Source organism: Micrococcus sp. KBS0714 (genome assembly GCF_002008305.4).
Lineage (GTDB): Bacteria > Actinomycetota > Actinomycetes > Actinomycetales > Micrococcaceae > Micrococcus > Micrococcus luteus.
On sequence record NZ_CP042169.1, the window covers coordinates 883,319 to 898,749 of the forward strand.

The 15,431-nt window shown below is 75.6% G+C and carries 10 protein-coding genes and 1 pseudogene; 8 read left to right on the top strand and 3 right to left on the bottom strand.

Annotated features, from left to right (window positions below; all coding sequences use genetic code 11):
• Positions 1–4 precede the first annotated feature (4 nt).
• From B1A86_RS04055 to B1A86_RS04080, 6 genes and pseudogenes are all read left to right on the top strand, one after another.
• Positions 5–772 (top strand): DUF2017 family protein, encoded by a 768-nt coding sequence (locus B1A86_RS04055; RefSeq protein WP_069941945.1) that lies wholly within the window; start codon positions 5–7, stop codon positions 770–772.
• Positions 769–1,701 (top strand): glutamate racemase, encoded by a 933-nt coding sequence (murI, locus tag B1A86_RS04060; RefSeq protein ID WP_044659191.1) that lies wholly within the window; start codon positions 769–771, stop codon positions 1,699–1,701. Before B1A86_RS04055 ends, murI begins: the two co-directional genes overlap by 4 nt.
• Positions 1,698–2,513 (top strand): MBL fold metallo-hydrolase, encoded by an 816-nt coding sequence (locus B1A86_RS04065; protein WP_069941944.1) that lies wholly within the window; start codon positions 1,698–1,700, stop codon positions 2,511–2,513. Before murI ends, B1A86_RS04065 begins: the two co-directional genes overlap by 4 nt.
• A 22-nt stretch (positions 2,514–2,535) precedes the next feature.
• Complete coding sequence (gene rph, locus B1A86_RS04070; RefSeq protein WP_036382145.1) at positions 2,536–3,300, top strand: ribonuclease PH; 765 nt, start codon at positions 2,536–2,538, stop codon at positions 3,298–3,300.
• Positions 3,297–3,986 carry a non-canonical purine NTP pyrophosphatase gene (locus B1A86_RS04075; RefSeq protein WP_036338372.1) on the top strand — a complete coding sequence of 230 codons (690 nt, stop codon included), beginning with the start codon at positions 3,297–3,299 and terminating at the stop codon, positions 3,984–3,986. The genes rph and B1A86_RS04075 overlap by 4 nt, the downstream gene beginning before the upstream one ends.
• Positions 3,983–5,128, top strand: a pseudogene (locus B1A86_RS04080) (exonuclease domain-containing protein). The gene B1A86_RS04075 and the pseudogene B1A86_RS04080 overlap by 4 nt, the downstream one beginning before the upstream one ends.
• Before the next feature lie 5 nt (positions 5,129–5,133).
• Here the strand turns inward: B1A86_RS04080 and B1A86_RS04085 are convergent.
• Entirely contained in the window at positions 5,134–6,288 is a 1,155-nt protein-coding gene (locus B1A86_RS04085) for an ADP-ribosylglycohydrolase family protein (protein ID WP_036338369.1), read from the bottom strand.
• A gap of 66 nt (positions 6,289–6,354) precedes the next feature.
• Here B1A86_RS04085 and B1A86_RS04090 point away from each other — a divergent pair, with 66 nt between their 5' ends.
• Together B1A86_RS04090 and B1A86_RS04095 are read left to right on the top strand one after the other, a co-directional pair.
• Positions 6,355–7,578, top strand: a complete 1,224-nt coding sequence (locus B1A86_RS04090; protein WP_036338366.1) for an exonuclease SbcCD subunit D — start codon at positions 6,355–6,357, stop codon at positions 7,576–7,578.
• Entirely contained in the window at positions 7,575–10,619 is a 3,045-nt protein-coding gene (locus tag B1A86_RS04095; protein WP_138976791.1) for an AAA family ATPase, read from the top strand. The genes B1A86_RS04090 and B1A86_RS04095 overlap by 4 nt, the downstream gene beginning before the upstream one ends.
• A gap of 46 nt (positions 10,620–10,665) precedes the next feature.
• Here B1A86_RS04095 and B1A86_RS04100 read toward each other — a convergent pair whose 3' ends face one another.
• Positions 10,666–13,899 (bottom strand): efflux RND transporter permease subunit, encoded by a 3,234-nt coding sequence (locus B1A86_RS04100; RefSeq protein WP_078026032.1) that lies wholly within the window; start codon positions 13,897–13,899, stop codon positions 10,666–10,668.
• A 7-nt stretch (positions 13,900–13,906) separates the two neighbouring features.
• Positions 13,907–15,397, bottom strand: coding sequence for a malate:quinone oxidoreductase (locus tag B1A86_RS04105; protein WP_205805183.1), 1,491 nt, complete (start codon positions 15,395–15,397; stop codon positions 13,907–13,909).
• Positions 15,398–15,431 lie beyond the last annotated feature (34 nt).

Below are 15,431 nucleotides of genomic sequence, written 5' to 3' on the forward strand. Positions count from 1 at the left end.
GGGCATGGCAGAACGGTTCCGCTGGACGCGGCGGGGGTACACGGCGCAGCTGGAGCTGCCGGAGGTGCGCCTGCTGCGCGGGCTGGTCAGGGACGTCGTCGCCCTGCTCGAGGGCCGACGCGCGGACGTGCGCCCCGCCGAGGCGGACCCCGCCGAGGCCCCGGCCGCCGAGGACGGCGTCGACACGCCCGAAGATCCCCCGGCGGCGCCGCCGTCCGTGTCCGCCGCGCAGGACGCGGGCCCCGTGGCCGGGCTGGACGCGTCCGACGCCGCGTTCTGGGGGCTGGTCTCCGGCCTGCACCTGAGCCAGGACCCGGAGCCGCAGCGCTCGGCCCCCACCGACCCGGCCGTCGCACGCCTCCTGCCGGATGCGATGCCCCAGGCCGGCGCCGCCGAACAGGGCGCCCACCGGGCCCTGACCGAGGACGCCCTGTCGGAGGGGAAGCTCGCGGACGCGCGCCTGGCCCTCGAGCTGCTGCGCTCGACGCGCGTGGAGGTGCCGCACGACCAGGCGCCGGCCTTCGGCCGCGCGCTCAACGACGTGCGCCTCGTCCTGGCCGCCCGCCTGGGCGTCGAGACCGAGGAGGACGCCGCCCGCGTGCACGCCGTGGACGACTGGCGCAGCGCGGAGGACGTCGAGTCCACCATGGCCCTGCTCTACAACTTCACCTCGTGGCTGCTGGAGACGCTCATGACGGAGATGCTCAGCGAGCTGCCCGAGGGCGCGGACGAGTCCGCGCCGGGCGCCGGGGACGCGGAGGACGAGCAGTGAGCGGCCAGCGCGCCGCCGTGGACGCCGCCGCGCCGATCGGCGTGTTCGACTCGGGCGTGGGCGGGCTGACCGTGGCCCGGGCGATCATGGACCAGCTGCCCCACGAGTCCATCCTCTACGTGGGCGACACGGAGCACTCGCCGTACGGCCCGCGGCCCATCGCCGAGGTACGGGCCCTCGCCCTGGCGATCATGGACGAGCTCGTCGCGCGCGGCGTCAAGGCGCTCGTGATCGCGTGCAACTCCGCGTCGGCCGCCGTGCTGCGCGACGCCCGCGAGCGCTACACGGGAGGCCACGGCATCCCCGTGATCGAGGTGATCCAGCCCGCCGTGCGCCGCGCCGTGGCCGCCACCCGCACGGGCCGAATCGGCGTGATCGGCACCGAGGCGACCGTCGGGTCCCGCGCCTACGAGGACTCGTTCTCGGCCGCCCCGCACCTCGAGATCACCTCGGTCGCGTGCCCGCGGTTCGTGGAGTTCGTGGAGGCCGGCATCACCACCGGCCCCGAACTGCTGGAGACCGCCCGGGAGTACACGGCCCCGCTGCGTGCGGCGGGCGTGGACACCCTCGTGCTGGGATGCACCCACTACCCGCTGCTGACCGGCGCCCTCTCGCTCGTGATGGGGGAGGACGTCACGCTCGTCTCCTCCGCGGAGGAGACCGCCAAGGACCTCTACCGGGAACTGGTCCGCCTCGGCCTCGAGCACCCCCACTCGGCTGCGGGCTCCGGCCAGGCCACCCGCCACCGCTTCGCCGCCACCGGCGACCCCGACCACTTCCAGGCCCTCGCGCGCCGCTTCCTCGGACCCGAGGTCGAGTCCGTGCGCCGCCTGGAGACGATCGGCGCGCCCCGCCCCGCGGCCGCGCCGGTCCCGACGCGCTCGACGGCCTTCGTCCCGCTGGGCGCCGAGCAGGAGGGTGTGACGTGAAGCTGACCATCATCGGGGCCTCCGGGTCCTTCCCCGGCCCGGGCTCACCCGCCTCGTGCTACCTCCTCACCGCCGAGGGCGTGGCCGAGGACGGCGTCACCCCGCGCACATGGCGGATCCTGCTCGACCTCGGCAACGGCGCCCTCGGCGTGCTGCAGCGCTACGTCGAGCTCGAGGACCTGGACGGCATCCTGCTCTCCCACCTGCACCCGGACCACTTCATGGACCTGTGCGGGATGCACGTGGCCATCCGCTGGAACCCGGCCGGCTGGGACCGCGGCCGGCTGCCCGTCTACGGACCCGCCGGTACCGCCGACCGCATCGCCGAGGCGTACGGGATGGACCCCGAGCCGGGGATGCACCAGGACTTCGAGTTCCGGTGCTGGGCCGCCGGCCGCACCGAGCGGCTCGGTCCGTTCCGGTTCACCCCGGTCCCCGTGCGCCATCCCATCGACGAGGCCTACGCGATCCGGGTCGAGGTGGACCGCGTCGACGACGACGGCGACGTCACCACCCGCGTGCTCACCTACTCCGGGGACACCGACGCGTGTGAGGGGCTCGTCGAGGCCGCGCGGGACGCGGACGTGTTCCTGTGCGAGGCCGCCTTCCACGAGGGCCGGGACGACGGCATCGACGGCGTCCACCTGACCGGCCGACGGGCCGGCGAGACGGCGGCGCAGGCCGGGGCCCGGAAGCTGCTGCTCACACACCTGCCGGTGTGGAACGATCCGCAGCGCGCCGTCCAGGAGGCCCGCGCGGTGTACGACGGCCCGCTGGCCGTCGCCGTCTCGGGGCTGAGCTACGGCGTCTGAGGGCGCGCCTAGACTGGAGGCCATGAGCTCTCCCGCCCCCACCGCCCCCCGCCCGGACGGCCGCGCCGTCGACGAGCTGCGCCCCATCACCATCACCCGGGGCTGGTCCCGGCAGGCGGAGGGCTCGGCCCTGATCGAGTTCGGGAACACCCGCGTGCTGTGCACCGCCTCCTTCACCGAGGGCGTGCCGCGCTGGCTCAAGGGCGAGGGGACCGGCTGGGTCACCGCCGAGTACGCGATGCTCCCGCGGGCCACCAACGAGCGCAGCCAGCGCGAGTCCGTCAAGGGCCGGATCGGCGGGCGCACCCACGAGATCTCCCGCCTGATCGGCCGGTCCCTGCGCGCCGTCATCGACCTGTCCGCCCTGGGGGAGAACACCATCGTCCTGGACTGCGACGTCCTCGACGCCGACGGCGGCACCCGCACCGCCGCCATCACGGGCGCCTACGTCGCCCTCGCCGAGGCGGTGGCCTGGGCGCGGCGCGAGGGGATCCTCGCCAAGGGCGCCGCCGTCCTCAAGGACTCCGTCGCCGCGGTGTCCGTGGGCATCGTGGACGGGGTGCCCGTCCTCGACCTGCCGTACGTGGAGGACGTGAAGGCGGAGACGGACATGAACGTGGTCGTCACCGGGGCCGGGGAGTTCGTGGAGGTGCAGGGCACCGCCGAGGGTGCGCCGTTCACCCGCGCCGAGCTGGACACCCTGCTGGACCTGGCCCTGATCGGCACGGGTGAGCTGGCCCGCATCCAGGCCGAGACCCTGGCCGCCGCCACGGAGGACCGGGCGTGAGCGCGCCCGCCTCCTCGTCGGCGGGCCTGCCGGAGGGCGCCCGCGTCGTGCTTGCCACGCACAACGCGGGCAAGGTGCGCGAGCTGCGGCAGCTGCTCGCCGGCGCCGTGCCCGGCCTCGAGGTGGAGACCGCGGTGGTGGACGCGGGCGCCGTGGGCGCCCCGGACGTCGTCGAGGACGGCGTCACGTTCGCCCAGAACGCGCTGAAGAAGGCCCGCGCCGTGGCCGCGCACACCGGGCTGATCGCCGTCGCGGACGACTCCGGTCTGGCCGTGGACGTGCTGCACGGCGCCCCCGGGATCTTCTCGGCCCGCTGGGCCGGGCGCCACGGGGACGACCGTGCCAACCTCGAGCTGCTGCTGGCCCAGCTGGCCGACGTGCCGGACGAGCATCGGGGTGCCCAGTTCGTGTGCGCCGCCGCGCTCGCGGTCCCCAGCGGCCCGGACGCCGCGGGCGCCCGGGCCATCCACGTCGAGCACGTCGAGCACGGCCGCCTGCCCGGCACGCTGCTGCGCGAGCCCGTGGGGGACGGCGGCTTCGGCTACGACCCGATCCTGCGGCCCGAGGGCCGGGACGTGTCCACCGCGCAGCTGAGCCCCGAGGACAAGAACGCGATCAGCCACCGGGGGCACGCCTTCCGCGCCCTGCTGCCCTACCTGGTGGACGCGCTCGACGCGCGCCCGTGAGCGGCGGGCGCGTCCCCGTGCCGGGGCTGGACTTCACCGCGATCGACTTCGAGACCGCCAACGGCTTCCGCGGCTCCCCGTGCGCCGTGGGCGCCGTCCGGGTGCGGGACGGGGTCATGGTGGACCGTGCCGAGTGGCTGATCCGTCCGCCCGTCGGCTTCGACCGGTTCGATCCCCGCAACGTGCGCATCCACGGCATCACCGAGGACCGCGTCCTGGACGCCCCCCGGTTCGCGCAGGTGTACGACGAGCTCGCGGACTTCGTGGGGACGGACGTGCTCGCGGCGCACAACGCGGGCTTCGACGTCGGCGTCATCGAGTCCGGCCTCGAGGTCTCCGGCCGGGACGTGCCGGGCCTGGAGTTCGTGTGCACCCTGGTGCTGGCGCGCCGCGTCTACGACCTGCCCTCGTACGCCCTGCCCTCCGCGGCGCGCGAGGCCGGGTTCACCCCGGGGCGCCACCACGACGCACTGGCCGACGCCGAGGCCTGCGCGGCCATCCTCGTGGACATCGGCCGGCGCGTGCTGGGAGCGCCGCCGGCCGACGCGGACGTTCTGCCGGGTCTGACCGACGCGCCGGCCGGCCGCGGCGTCGACCGCCTGATGCGGGCCCAGGGGCTGGGCGTCAGCGTCCTCGCCCCGCGGGCGGCGGGTGCGGGCGCCGAGTCGAAGGCCACCCGCCAGGCCCGGCGCACCGAGGGCGTCTTCGACGCGCGGGTCCCGCTGCGGGACGAACGCGCCATGCCCGACTTCATGCGCTGGCCGGACGAGGGCGTCAATCCGCTCCCGAACCCGGCCGCCGACCCGGGCCACCCCCTGTTCGGCCAGACCGTGGTGTTCACGGGCGGCATCGGCATGTCGCGTCAGCGTGCCAAGACGCGCGCGGCCGCGCACGGTGCGCAGACCGCGAACCGGGTGGGCGCGGCCACCACGATGCTCGTCGTGGGGGACGGCTTCGAGGCCGCGGACCTGCACCGCCCGCGCGCCGAGGACGGGGCACCGCAGGCCGTGACCACGGCGCTGGCGCACCGCAAGACGCGGGACGCCCTGCGCCGGCGGGACCGTGGGTAGGCCATCGCCCTGGTCTCCGAGGGGGAGTTCCTGCAGATGCTCGACGGGAACTGGCCGGACGCCGCGCGCTGAACCACTCAGGTGGTCGCGGCGCTCCAGCGCCGGGCGGCCTCCAGGACGACCTCGCGCTCGGCGATCCACCCCGGGACGGAGGCCTCGGCCGCGGCGCGGTCCGCGGGGTCGTGCGCGCCGAACACGGCGGTGCCGTGCGCCGCGCCGAGCACCTGCCCGGCCAGCGAGGCCGTGGAGTCGGAGTCGCCGTCGTGGTTCACGCCGATCCGCAGCGCCAGGGCGAGCGCCGCCGCCGGATCGGCCGGGTGTGCCGCCTGCGCGGTGAGCGCGGCATAGAGCGCGATGGCCAGGGCCTCCTCCGCGACCCAGCCCTCGCCGAGCGCGGTGGGGAGGGCGCCGGGGGCGCCGGGGTCGGCGTCGACGGTGCCGGCCAGGTCGACCGCCGCGGTGACGGCGGCGCGGGTCTCCTCGGCCTCCTCGCCCAGGGTGTCGAGCCACGCGCGGGCGTGCGCGACCGCGGCGGCCAGGTCCAGGCCGCGCAGCAGGGCCGCGATGACGAGGGCGTACGCGGCCGCCGCGACCCACGCGGTGGGGTGGCCGTGCGTGAGGACGGCCCCCTGGCGGGCAAGGGACACGACGTGCGGGTCCTCGAGCCCCGGCACCATCCCGTACGGGGCCGAGCGCATGACCGTCCCGCAGCCCTTCGAACCCGGGTTGTGCGGGTCGCCCGGCAGGCCCATCCCCGGTTCGGCGAGCCCGGTCAGGCACGCGGTGCCCGGCGCGCGGCGCACCTTCAGCTCCGCGTGCGCGTCGATCCAGCGGGGCGGGGCCGGGGGAGCGCCCTCGGGCAGCGCGCCGTCCTGCGTGGCGAACCAGCGCAGGCACGCGAGCCACACGCACGCCGCGGGATCGGCCGGGACGCCGTCGTTCTGCCACTCGATCCACTCGAGCAGGCCGTCGAGCACGTACAGCGTCAGCTGCGTGTCGTCCGTGATCGGCAGGGCGTGGGCGCCCTCCTGGGCGAGCAGGTCCGCGGCGTCGGTGACGCCGGCGGGGCCGTGCACCGCCGCGATCCCCGACGCGGGGGTGAACTCGACGACGCCGCCCAGCGCGTCCCCGGCGGCACCGGCCGCGAGGAGGGCCAGGACCCGGTCGGCGTGCTCGGGGCCGGGCAGGGGCGTGGACGAGGAGGCGGTGGGCTCGGGCGCGGTGGCGGACATGCCGCCATCGTACGAGCTGCACCGCGTCGTGCTTATCCCGTCCACACCCTCCCTAGAGTGGGCCGCATGATCCTGCTGCACACCTCGGACTGGCATCTGGGCCGGTCGTTCCACGGTACCGGGCTGCTCGAGGCCCAGGAGGAGGTCCTGGACGCCCTCGTCGCGACCGTGACGGAGCGCGGCGTGGACGCCGTCCTGCTGGCCGGGGACGTGTACGACCGCGCGTTGCCTCCGGCGGACGCCGTCCGGCTGCTGGACCGGACGCTCACCCGGCTGCACGCGGCCGGCGCCCAGGTGGTGCTCACGAGCGGCAACCACGACTCGGCGGTGCGCCTCGGCTTCGGCGGCGGACTCCTGGCGGCCGCGGGCGTGCACGTGCGCGCGGACGCGGTGGAGCTGGACCGCCCCGTGCTGCTCACCGAGCCCGGGGTCGACGGCGGCGCGGGCCAGACCGTGGCCGTCTACGGCATCCCCTACCTCGAACCGCGCCACCAGGGACCGGCCTGGGGCGTGGAGCCCCACCACACGGCCGTGCTGACGGAGGCGGTCCGCCGCGTCCACGCCGATCTGGCCGCCCGCCGCGCCGAGACGCCGGAGCCGGTGGCCGCCGTCGTGCTGGCCCACCTGTTCGCGGCCGGGGGCCACGGCTCCGAGTCCGAACGGGACATCGGCGAGGGCGAGCACGTCGAGCCGGACGCCCCGCCCGAGATGCTGGTGGGCACGCTGGGGCAGGTGCCGGTCTCCGTGTTCGACGGGCTCGACTACGCGGCCCTGGGCCACCTGCACGGCCGCCAGCGGCTGGCAGAGCACGTGCGGTACTCCGGCTCACCGCTGCCGTACTCCTTCTCCGAGGCGGGCCACCGCAAGGGCGGCTGGCTCGTCCACGTCACGGGCGGGGCCGTCACCGACGTCGAGGCCGTGGACTGGGACGCCGGACGGCGCCTGGCGGTGCTGTCCGGGCCGATCGAGGACCTGCTGGAGTCCCCGGAGTTCGCGTGGGCGGAGCAGTGCTGGGTGCAGGTCACCGTCACCGACGACGAACGCCCCGAGCGGGCCCTGGAGCGCCTGAAGACCCGGTTCCCCTCCGTGCTCGTCTTCCGCCACGAACCGGCCGGCGGGAGGCGGGCCCGGGAGCGGACCTACGCCCAGGTCCTGCGGCAGGCACCCTCGGACCACGCGCTCGCGGTCGGTTTCGTGGACCACGTCCGGCAGCGGCCGGCCAGCGGGGCCGAGCAGGACCTGCTGCGGGACGCCCTCGAGGCCGCTCGCGCGGGGGAGGTGCGCGCATGAGGATCCATCGGATGCGCCTGGAGGGGCTCGGGCCCTACGCCCAGGCGCAGGACGTCGACTTCGACCGGCTCAACGCGGGCGGCCTGTTCCTGCTGGACGGGCCCACCGGCGCGGGCAAGTCCACGGTGCTGGCCGCGCTGTGCTTCGCCCTCTACGGGACCGTGCCGGGCGGACGGTCGGCCGAGTCGCTCGTGACCACGCTGCGCGAGCCGGGCGCGGTGATCCCCGAGGTGCAGGTCGAGTTCACCGTGCAGGGCCGGCGCTTCGAGGTGGTCCGCTCACCCAAGCACGAGCGGCCCCGCCGGCGACGCAGCGCGGCGGGGGGCGCCACCGTCACCACGCAGGCCACGGTCTCCCTCCGGGAACGCGTGGCCGGGGAATGGACGGCGCCGCTCACCCGGGCGGACGAGGTCGGCCAGCAGATCGCGGCCGTCCTGCACCTGGACGCCGAACAGTTCATGCAGGTGGTTCTGCTGCCCCAGGGACAGTTCGCCCAGTTCCTCACCGCGAAGTCGGATGAGCGCCGCGCCCTGCTGCGGCGGCTCTTCGGCACGCAGCGCTTCGACGGCGTCGAGGAGCACCTGCGCGTCGAGACGGCCCGGCTGGACACCGCGGTGGCCGTGGACGCGGACGTGGCCCGGACCGCGCGGGCGCAGCTGGCCGAGGCGCTCCACGAGGCGCTCGGCCCGGACTGGCATGCGCCGGAGCCGTCACCGGACACGGACGACCGGCTGCTCGCCCTCGCCGCCGAGCGCGCAGGTCGCGCCCACGAGGACGCGCGGGCCGACCTCGCCACGGCCCGCGCCGCGGAGCAGCGGGCCCGGGTGACGGCGCGTGAGCTGGAGACCCGCGGGCGGGACCTGGCCGCGGCCGAGGCGTGGGCGAGCCGTCGACGCGACCACGACGCCGAGGCCGAGACCGCCGCGGCGCGGCGCCGCGCCGTCGACGCCCATGAGCGCGCCGGGCGGGTGCTCGCGGCCGCCCAGCGGGCCACCGCGGCGGCGGACGCCGCCGGCACCGCGTCGGAGACGGTGACGGAGGCCCTGGCGCACGTCGAGGACGAGCCGACCGCGGCGGCGTGGCTCGCCGCCGCCCGGGCGGACGGGGCCGCCGACGCGCCCGCCTCCCGCCAGGCGCTGGGGGAGGCCGAGCGCGCCGCGGAGGCGGTGGCACGCGCCGTCCAGGACCGTGCCCGGATGGGCGAGCTGGAGCAGGAGGCGGCCGCCGCGGCGGAGCGTCGGGCCGAGATCGGCCGCGACCGCGCCGCCCTGGTCGAGTCCCGCCCCGAGCGTGAGGCGGCCGTCGCGGCACACCGCGCGGCCGTCGAACGCGGCACCGAGCGTCTCGGCGCCCGGGAGGCCGTGGACCGCGCCGTGTCCGAGGCCGCCGCTCGCCGCACGGCCGCCGAGGCCGCGGCCGCCCGCGCCGTCGAGGCAGAGACCGCGGCCCGGGCCCACCGGGAGGCACAGGAGCGGCGACGCGAGGCCGCCGAACGGCACGTCGGTCTGCTGCGTGCCCGGTACGAGCAGGCCGCCTCCGAACTGGCGGAGCGGCTCGTGCCCGGCGAGCCGTGCGCCGTGTGCGGCTCGCCCGAGCACCCGGCTCCGGCCGCCACCGCGGACACCGCGGTGACCGAGGCGGACGTGCGGGACGCCGAGCAGGCCCGGACCGCGGCCGACCGGGCCGCGACCGACGCCGAGACCGCCCTGCGCGCCGCCGAGCAGACCCTCCGCACGGCGCGCGAGGCCGCCGCCGGGCTCGCACCCGAGGCCGCGCGAGAGGCGCTCGAGCGCGCCGAGGCCGAACGGGCCGCGCTGGACCAGGCGGCGAAGGACCTCGCCGCGGACCGCCGTCGGCTGACCGCCGCCGAGAAGACGCTCGCCGGGGCCGACGAGACCGCCGCCGCGCTCGCGGCCGAGGACGGTCGGCTCGCCGAGGCCGCCGCCCACCGTGCCGCCCGGCTGACCGAGCTGCGGGACGCCGTCGAGGCCGCCCGCGGTGACGCCGAGACCCTCGACGCCCGCCGCGACCAGGTCACCGCCGCACGCCGGGTCCTGGCCGCCCTCGCTGCGGCGCAGGACGAGGACGCGCGCGCCCGGGCGGTCGCCGACGAGACCGACCAGGCGCTCACCGCCGCGCTGGCCGAACAGCACTTCGACGACGTCGACGCGGCGCGCGCGGCCCGCCTCGAGGAGACGGAGGCCGCCGCGCGCACGGCCGCCGTGCAGGAGTGGCACGCCGAACGGGCTCGCCTCGCCGAGCTCGAGGCGAGCGAGCCCGTCCGCCGGGGCCGCGCCCTCGCCGAGGCGGGCGTCGAGCCGCCGACCGAGGAGCAGACCCGCGCCGCCGCCGAGGCGCTCGCCGCGGCCGAGGCCGCGAGCTCGTCCCGGGCGACGGCGGTCGGGCGACTCGATTCACTCGTCGCCACGGTGCGCCGCCAGTCAGCCGCCCTGACCGAGGTCCTGGAGCGGTCCGCCGGGCTCATCGCCGAGCACACGCGGGTGCGGGGGCTGCTCGACCTCGTCCGCGGCGGCGGGGAGAACCTGCTCAAGATGCCCCTGACGAGCTACGTCCTCGCCGGGCGGCTCGAGGAGGTCGCCGCCGCGGCCACCGAGCGTCTGCTCGCCATGACGGACCAGCGGTATTCGATCGAGTACTCCGACGCCGTGGGCGGGCGCGGGAACAAGGGCCTCGAACTCGTCATCCGGGACCACTACGTGGACGAGACGCGCCACCCGGCCACGCTCTCGGGCGGCGAGACCTTCATGGCCTCCCTCGCCCTCGCCCTGGGGCTCGCGGACACCGTGCAGGCCGAAGCCGGCGGCATCGAACTGGACACGCTCTTCGTGGACGAGGGCTTCGGCTCGCTCGACGCGGACACCCTCGACGACGTCCTGGACGTCGTGGACACCCTGCGGACCGGTGGCCGGACCGTGGGCCTCGTCTCCCACGTCGAACGGATGAGGCAGGAGATCGGCGTGCGCCTCGAGGTGCGCAAGGACCGGCGCGGCTCGAGCCTCGCGGTGCACGACGGCGCCTGAGCGACGGGGGTGCGCCCCGCCGCCCCGGCCCGCGCCACGCGTGAGGTCAGGCCCGGCGCCACCGCCGGCGGAGGCGCTGCCGGAGTCGGCCGAGGCGTCCGGCGTCGAGCTCGGACGGGGCCGCGCTTCCCTGCTCGGCCCGGCGCTCCTGCTTGGCCGCCCGCTCGGCCGCGACGCGCTGCGCCTCCCATGCGGCCGCGACACGGCGCTCCTCCTGCAGGCGGCGCTCCCCGCGGACCTCGGTGAGCCGGTACAGCACGGGCACGAGCACGAGGGTGAGCAGGGTGGAGGAGACCAGGCCGCCCACCACGGCCACCGCGAGGGGCTGGGAGATGAACCCCGCGTGCCCCGTGACGCCCAGGGCCATCGGGGTCATGGCCAGGACGGTGGCCAGGGCCGTCATCACCACCGGGCGCACGCGGTTGAGCGCGCCCACCTCGATGGCCTCGTCCAAGGGCATTCCGCGGTCGCGTCGGTACTGGTTGATCAGGTCGATCAGCACGATCGCGTTCGTCACCACGATGCCCACCAGCATGAGCAGCCCGATCATCGTGGACAGTCCCAGGGGCGTGCCGGTGGCCAGCAGCGCCAGGAACACGCCCGTGGCGGCGAAGGGGATCGACACGAGCAGCACGAGCGGCTGGCGCAGCGAGTTGAACGTCGCCACCAGCACGACGTACACGGTCGCCACGGCGGCCAGCAACGCCAGCCCGAGGTCCCGGAACGTCTGCGCCTGCTGCTCCGCCGCGCCGCCCACGGCCGCGGTGACGCCCTCGGGCAGGTCCAGCTCCGCCACGGCCTGCGTGACCCGGCGTGAGACCGCCCCGAGGTCCTCGTCGTCCGGGGTCACCGTGACGACGGCGGTCCGCTCGCCGTTCGAGGACGTCACCCGGGCGGGCACGGACACGCGCGAGACCTCGGCGAGGTCGGCCAGCGGCACGGGCCCCTCGGCCGTCTCCACGGGCACCTGGCGCAGGGCGTCGAGGGACTCGACCGGCTCCGGGTCACCCAGCTGCACCGCGAAGCTCTCGAACCCGAAGCGGACGTCGCCCACGGGCACGGCCTGCAGGGCGGCGGCGGCCTGGCCGGCCACCGCCTCCTCGGTCAGGCCGAGCCGGGCGGCGGCGACGGTGTCCACGTCCACCTGGAACGTCGGGCGCAGGTCCGAAGCCGGCGTCGTCACCTCGCGGGCACCCTCGACGGGCCGCAGCGCCTCGGCGACCTGATCGGCGGCCGCGGTGAGGGCCTGCGGGTCGGGGGCGGAGACGGCCACCTCGATGTCCTGGCCGCCGCTCGGCCCCTGCTGTGTGGAGACGGACACGTCGCCCACGCCGTCGAGACCCGTGAGCTCGGCGCGCACCCCGTCCTGGAGGGCCACCTGGTCCGCATCCGGGTCGGTCACCACCGTGAACCGCGCCCGGTCCGCCGAGGAGCCGCCGAAGGCCCCCATCGGACCGGCGGCGGTGCCGGCCGTCCACTGGACCGTCTCGACGCCGTCGGTGTCCAGCAGCACCCGCTCGATGCGCTCGGCGGCGGCGGCCGTGGTCTCCAGCGACGTCCCCGGCTCCTGCTCCGCCGTGACGACGAACGAGTTCTGTCCCGAGTCGCCCAGGAGGTTCGTGGGGATCAGCGGGACCAGCGCGGCCGTGCCGGCCAGCAGCGCCAGGGCGGCGGCGAGGGTGACCACGGTGTGCCGCTGTGTCCAGCGCAGCACCGGGCGGTAGGCCCGCGTGAGCCATCCGCCGGCCGCCACGGGCCGGTCGCCGGGGACGGCGGGCGCGGCCGTGGTCTCGGCCCCGCGCCGCGGGGAGCGCAGGAACCACCAGCACAGCACCGGCACGATCGTCAGGGCGACGACGAGGGAGGCCAGCAGGGCGACCGTGGCGGTCACGGCGAAGGGCCGGAACAGCTCGCCGGCCAGGCCGCCCACGAAGGCGATGGGCAGGAACACGGCCACGGAGACGAGGGTGGAGGCGGTGATCGCGGTGGCGACCTCGCGCGTGCCGTCCAGGATCGCGGTGCGCCGGTCGGCGCCCAGGCCGAGGTGCCGGCGGATGTTCTCCACCACCACGATCGCGTCGTCCACGACTCGGCCGATCGAGATCGTCAGCGCCCCGAGCGTCAGCGTGTTGAGGGAGTAGCCGAAGGCCGCCACCCCGATGAGGGCGGCCAGCAGGGACAGCGGAATGGACACGGCGGTGACGAGGGTGGAGCGCACCGAGAGCAGGAACACGGCGATCACCAGCACGGCGAACGCCAGGCCCAGCAGGCCCTCCTGGAACAGCGTGTCGATGGACTGCTGGATGAACGGGGCCTGGTCGAACACCACGGTCAGGTCCGCGCCGCCGCCGACCAGGGACGCCAGCTCCGGCAGGGCGTCGCGCACGGCCTGAGAGACCGCCACGAGGTCGGCGTCCGGGGTCGCGGTCACGGAGACGGACAGCGTCGGCACCCCGTCGGTGCGGGTCAGCGAGGTGGGGGCCGCGGCCACGAGGGTGACGTCGGCGACCTCGTCCAGGGTGCGCGGTTCGCCGTCGCCGGAGGGAGCGACGACGATCCCGCGCAGGCCCTCGAGGTCCTCGACGGCGGCGCCCGCCTGGACGGGATAGGTGGTCGCCCCCTCGGTGACCTGGCCGACGGGGAAGAGGCCGGCGTTCTCCTCGAGTGCGTCGGTGATGTCGGAGGTGGTCAGCCCGGCGGCGGCGAGCGCGGCCGGGTCCGGGACCACGGAGACGTTCTCGTCCGTGCCGCCGAGGACGTCGGCGCCACGGACGCCGTCGATCTTCTGCAGCCGCGGGGCCAGGACGTCCTCGGCGCGGCGGCGCAGGGTGTTGAGGTCCTCGTCCCCGGACAGGGCGAGGAAGACCACCGGGAAGTCGGAGACGGAGCCCGCGAAGGACGAGGTCTCCGCCTCCTCCGGCAGCTGCGGCCCCAGGTTGGCCACCACGCGGTCCACCTGGGACCGGGCCCGGTTCAGGTCTGTGCCGTAGGCGAACTCCAGCTGGACCGCGTTGAAGCCGGACTGCGACGTGGACCGCGAGGATTCGAGCCCCTCCACGGCCTGCAGGGCCGTCTCGAGGGGCTCGCCCACCTGAGCGTCCACGACCTCGGGGGACGCCCCCGGGTAGAGCGTCGAGACGGAGATGACGGGCAGCTCGAGCGGGGGGATCAGCTCCCGCTTGAGCTGCCCGGCGGAGAGGACGCCGAACACCGCGATGAACACGGTGACGAGCGCCACGAGCGCCCGCCGACCGAGTGAGAACCGTGCGAGCGCTCCCATCGGGGCGTCAGGCCAGCTTCAGTGCGGCGTCCGTGACGGTGCGGACCTCGTCCAGCAGCGCCGGGTCGTCGTTGAGCGTGTGGCCCAGGGACGGGATGAGCTCCTTGAGCGTGCCGTCCCAGCCGGCCATCTTCGCGGGGAAGCAGCGCTCGAGCAGCTTCACCATGATGGGGGCCGCGGTGGAGGCGCCCGGCGAGGCGCCGAGCAGGCCGCCGAGCGAGCCGTCCGCGTGCGTGACGACCTCGGTGCCGAACTGCAGGACGCCGCCGAAGCGGCCCTTGCGCTTCATCACCTGCACGCGCTGGCCCGCGGTGATCAGCTCCCACTCGCCGCCGTCGGCCTCCGGGTAGAACTCGTGCAGCGCGTCGATCTTCTTGTCCCGGGACTTCAGCACCTCGGTCACGAGGTACTTGGTCAGGTCCATGTTGTCCTTGGCCACGTCCAGCATCGTGCTGAGGTTGTGCGGGCGCACGGACAGCGGCAGGTCCAGGTAGGAGCCGGTCTTGAGGAAGTTCGTGGAGAACCCGGCGTAGGGGCCGAACAGCAGGGAGCGCTTGCCGTTGACGAAGCGGGTGTCCAGGTGGGGCACGGACATCGGCGGGGCGCCGACGGCGGCCTGGCCGTACACCTTGGCCATGTGCTGGTTGACCACGGACTCGTCCGTGCAGCGCAGGAACTGGCCGGAGACCGGGAAGCCGCCGAAGCCCTTGGCCTCGGGGATGCCGGACTTCTGCAGCAGGGGCAGGGCGCCGCCGCCGGCACCGACGAAGACGAAGCGGGCGCGGTCCACGAGCTCGGAGCCGGCGGCCTTGTTCTTGACCTTGACCTCCCAGCGGCCGTCCGTGCCGCGGGTGAGGCCGGTGACCTTGTGACCGAAGCGCACCTCGGCGCCGGCGCCGGCCATGGCCGTGATGAGCTGGCGGGTGAGGGAGCCGAAGTCGACGTCGGTGCCGCCGGTGTTGCGGGACGCCGCCAGGCGCTGGCCCGGCTCACGGCCCTCGATCAGCAGCGGGGCCCAGGCACGGATCTGCTCCGGGTCCTCGCTGTGCTCCATGCCGGCGAACAGCGGCTGGGCGGACATGGCCTCATAGCGGGTGCGGAGGTAGTCCGCGTGGTCGTCACCCCACACGAAGGACATGTGCGGCAGCGGGTTGATGAAGGACTTGGGGTCCTTGAGCGTGCCGTCCGCCACCAGGGAGGACCAGAACTGGCGGGTGGTCCAGAACTGCTCGTTGATGCCCAGCGCCTTGGTGACGTCCACCCGTCCGTTCTTGTCCATGGGCGAGTAGTTCAGCTCGCACAGGGCGGCGTGGCCGGTGCCCGCGTTGTTCCACGGGTCGGAGGACTCCAGGCCGGCCTGATCGAGGCTCTCGTACAGGGCGATGGACCAGGTGGGCTCGAGCTTCTGCAGCAGCACGCCCAGGGTGGCGCTCATGATGCCGCCGCCGATCAGGACGACGTCGTGGGTGGCGGTGGACGAGGTGGTGGGCACGGTCAACTCCTGAAGCAGAACGACGGCGGGTGGGCGCAGT

What these genes read in the sequence shown, in the direction of transcription:
- B1A86_RS04055 (WP_069941945.1), top strand. Translation starts at nt 5, where the DNA reads ATGGCAGAACGGTTCCGCTGGACGCGGCGGGGGTACACGGCGCAGCTG.
- rph (WP_036382145.1), top strand. Translation starts at nt 2,536, where the DNA reads ATGAGCTCTCCCGCCCCCACCGCCCCCCGCCCGGACGGCCGCGCCGTC.
- B1A86_RS04085 (WP_036338369.1), bottom strand. Translation starts at nt 6,288, where the DNA reads ATGTCCGCCACCGCGCCCGAGCCCACCGCCTCCTCGTCCACGCCCCTG.
- B1A86_RS04090 (WP_036338366.1), top strand. Translation starts at nt 6,355, where the DNA reads ATGATCCTGCTGCACACCTCGGACTGGCATCTGGGCCGGTCGTTCCAC.
- B1A86_RS04095 (WP_138976791.1), top strand. Translation starts at nt 7,575, where the DNA reads ATGAGGATCCATCGGATGCGCCTGGAGGGGCTCGGGCCCTACGCCCAG.
- B1A86_RS04100 (WP_078026032.1), bottom strand. Translation starts at nt 13,899, where the DNA reads ATGGGAGCGCTCGCACGGTTCTCACTCGGTCGGCGGGCGCTCGTGGCG.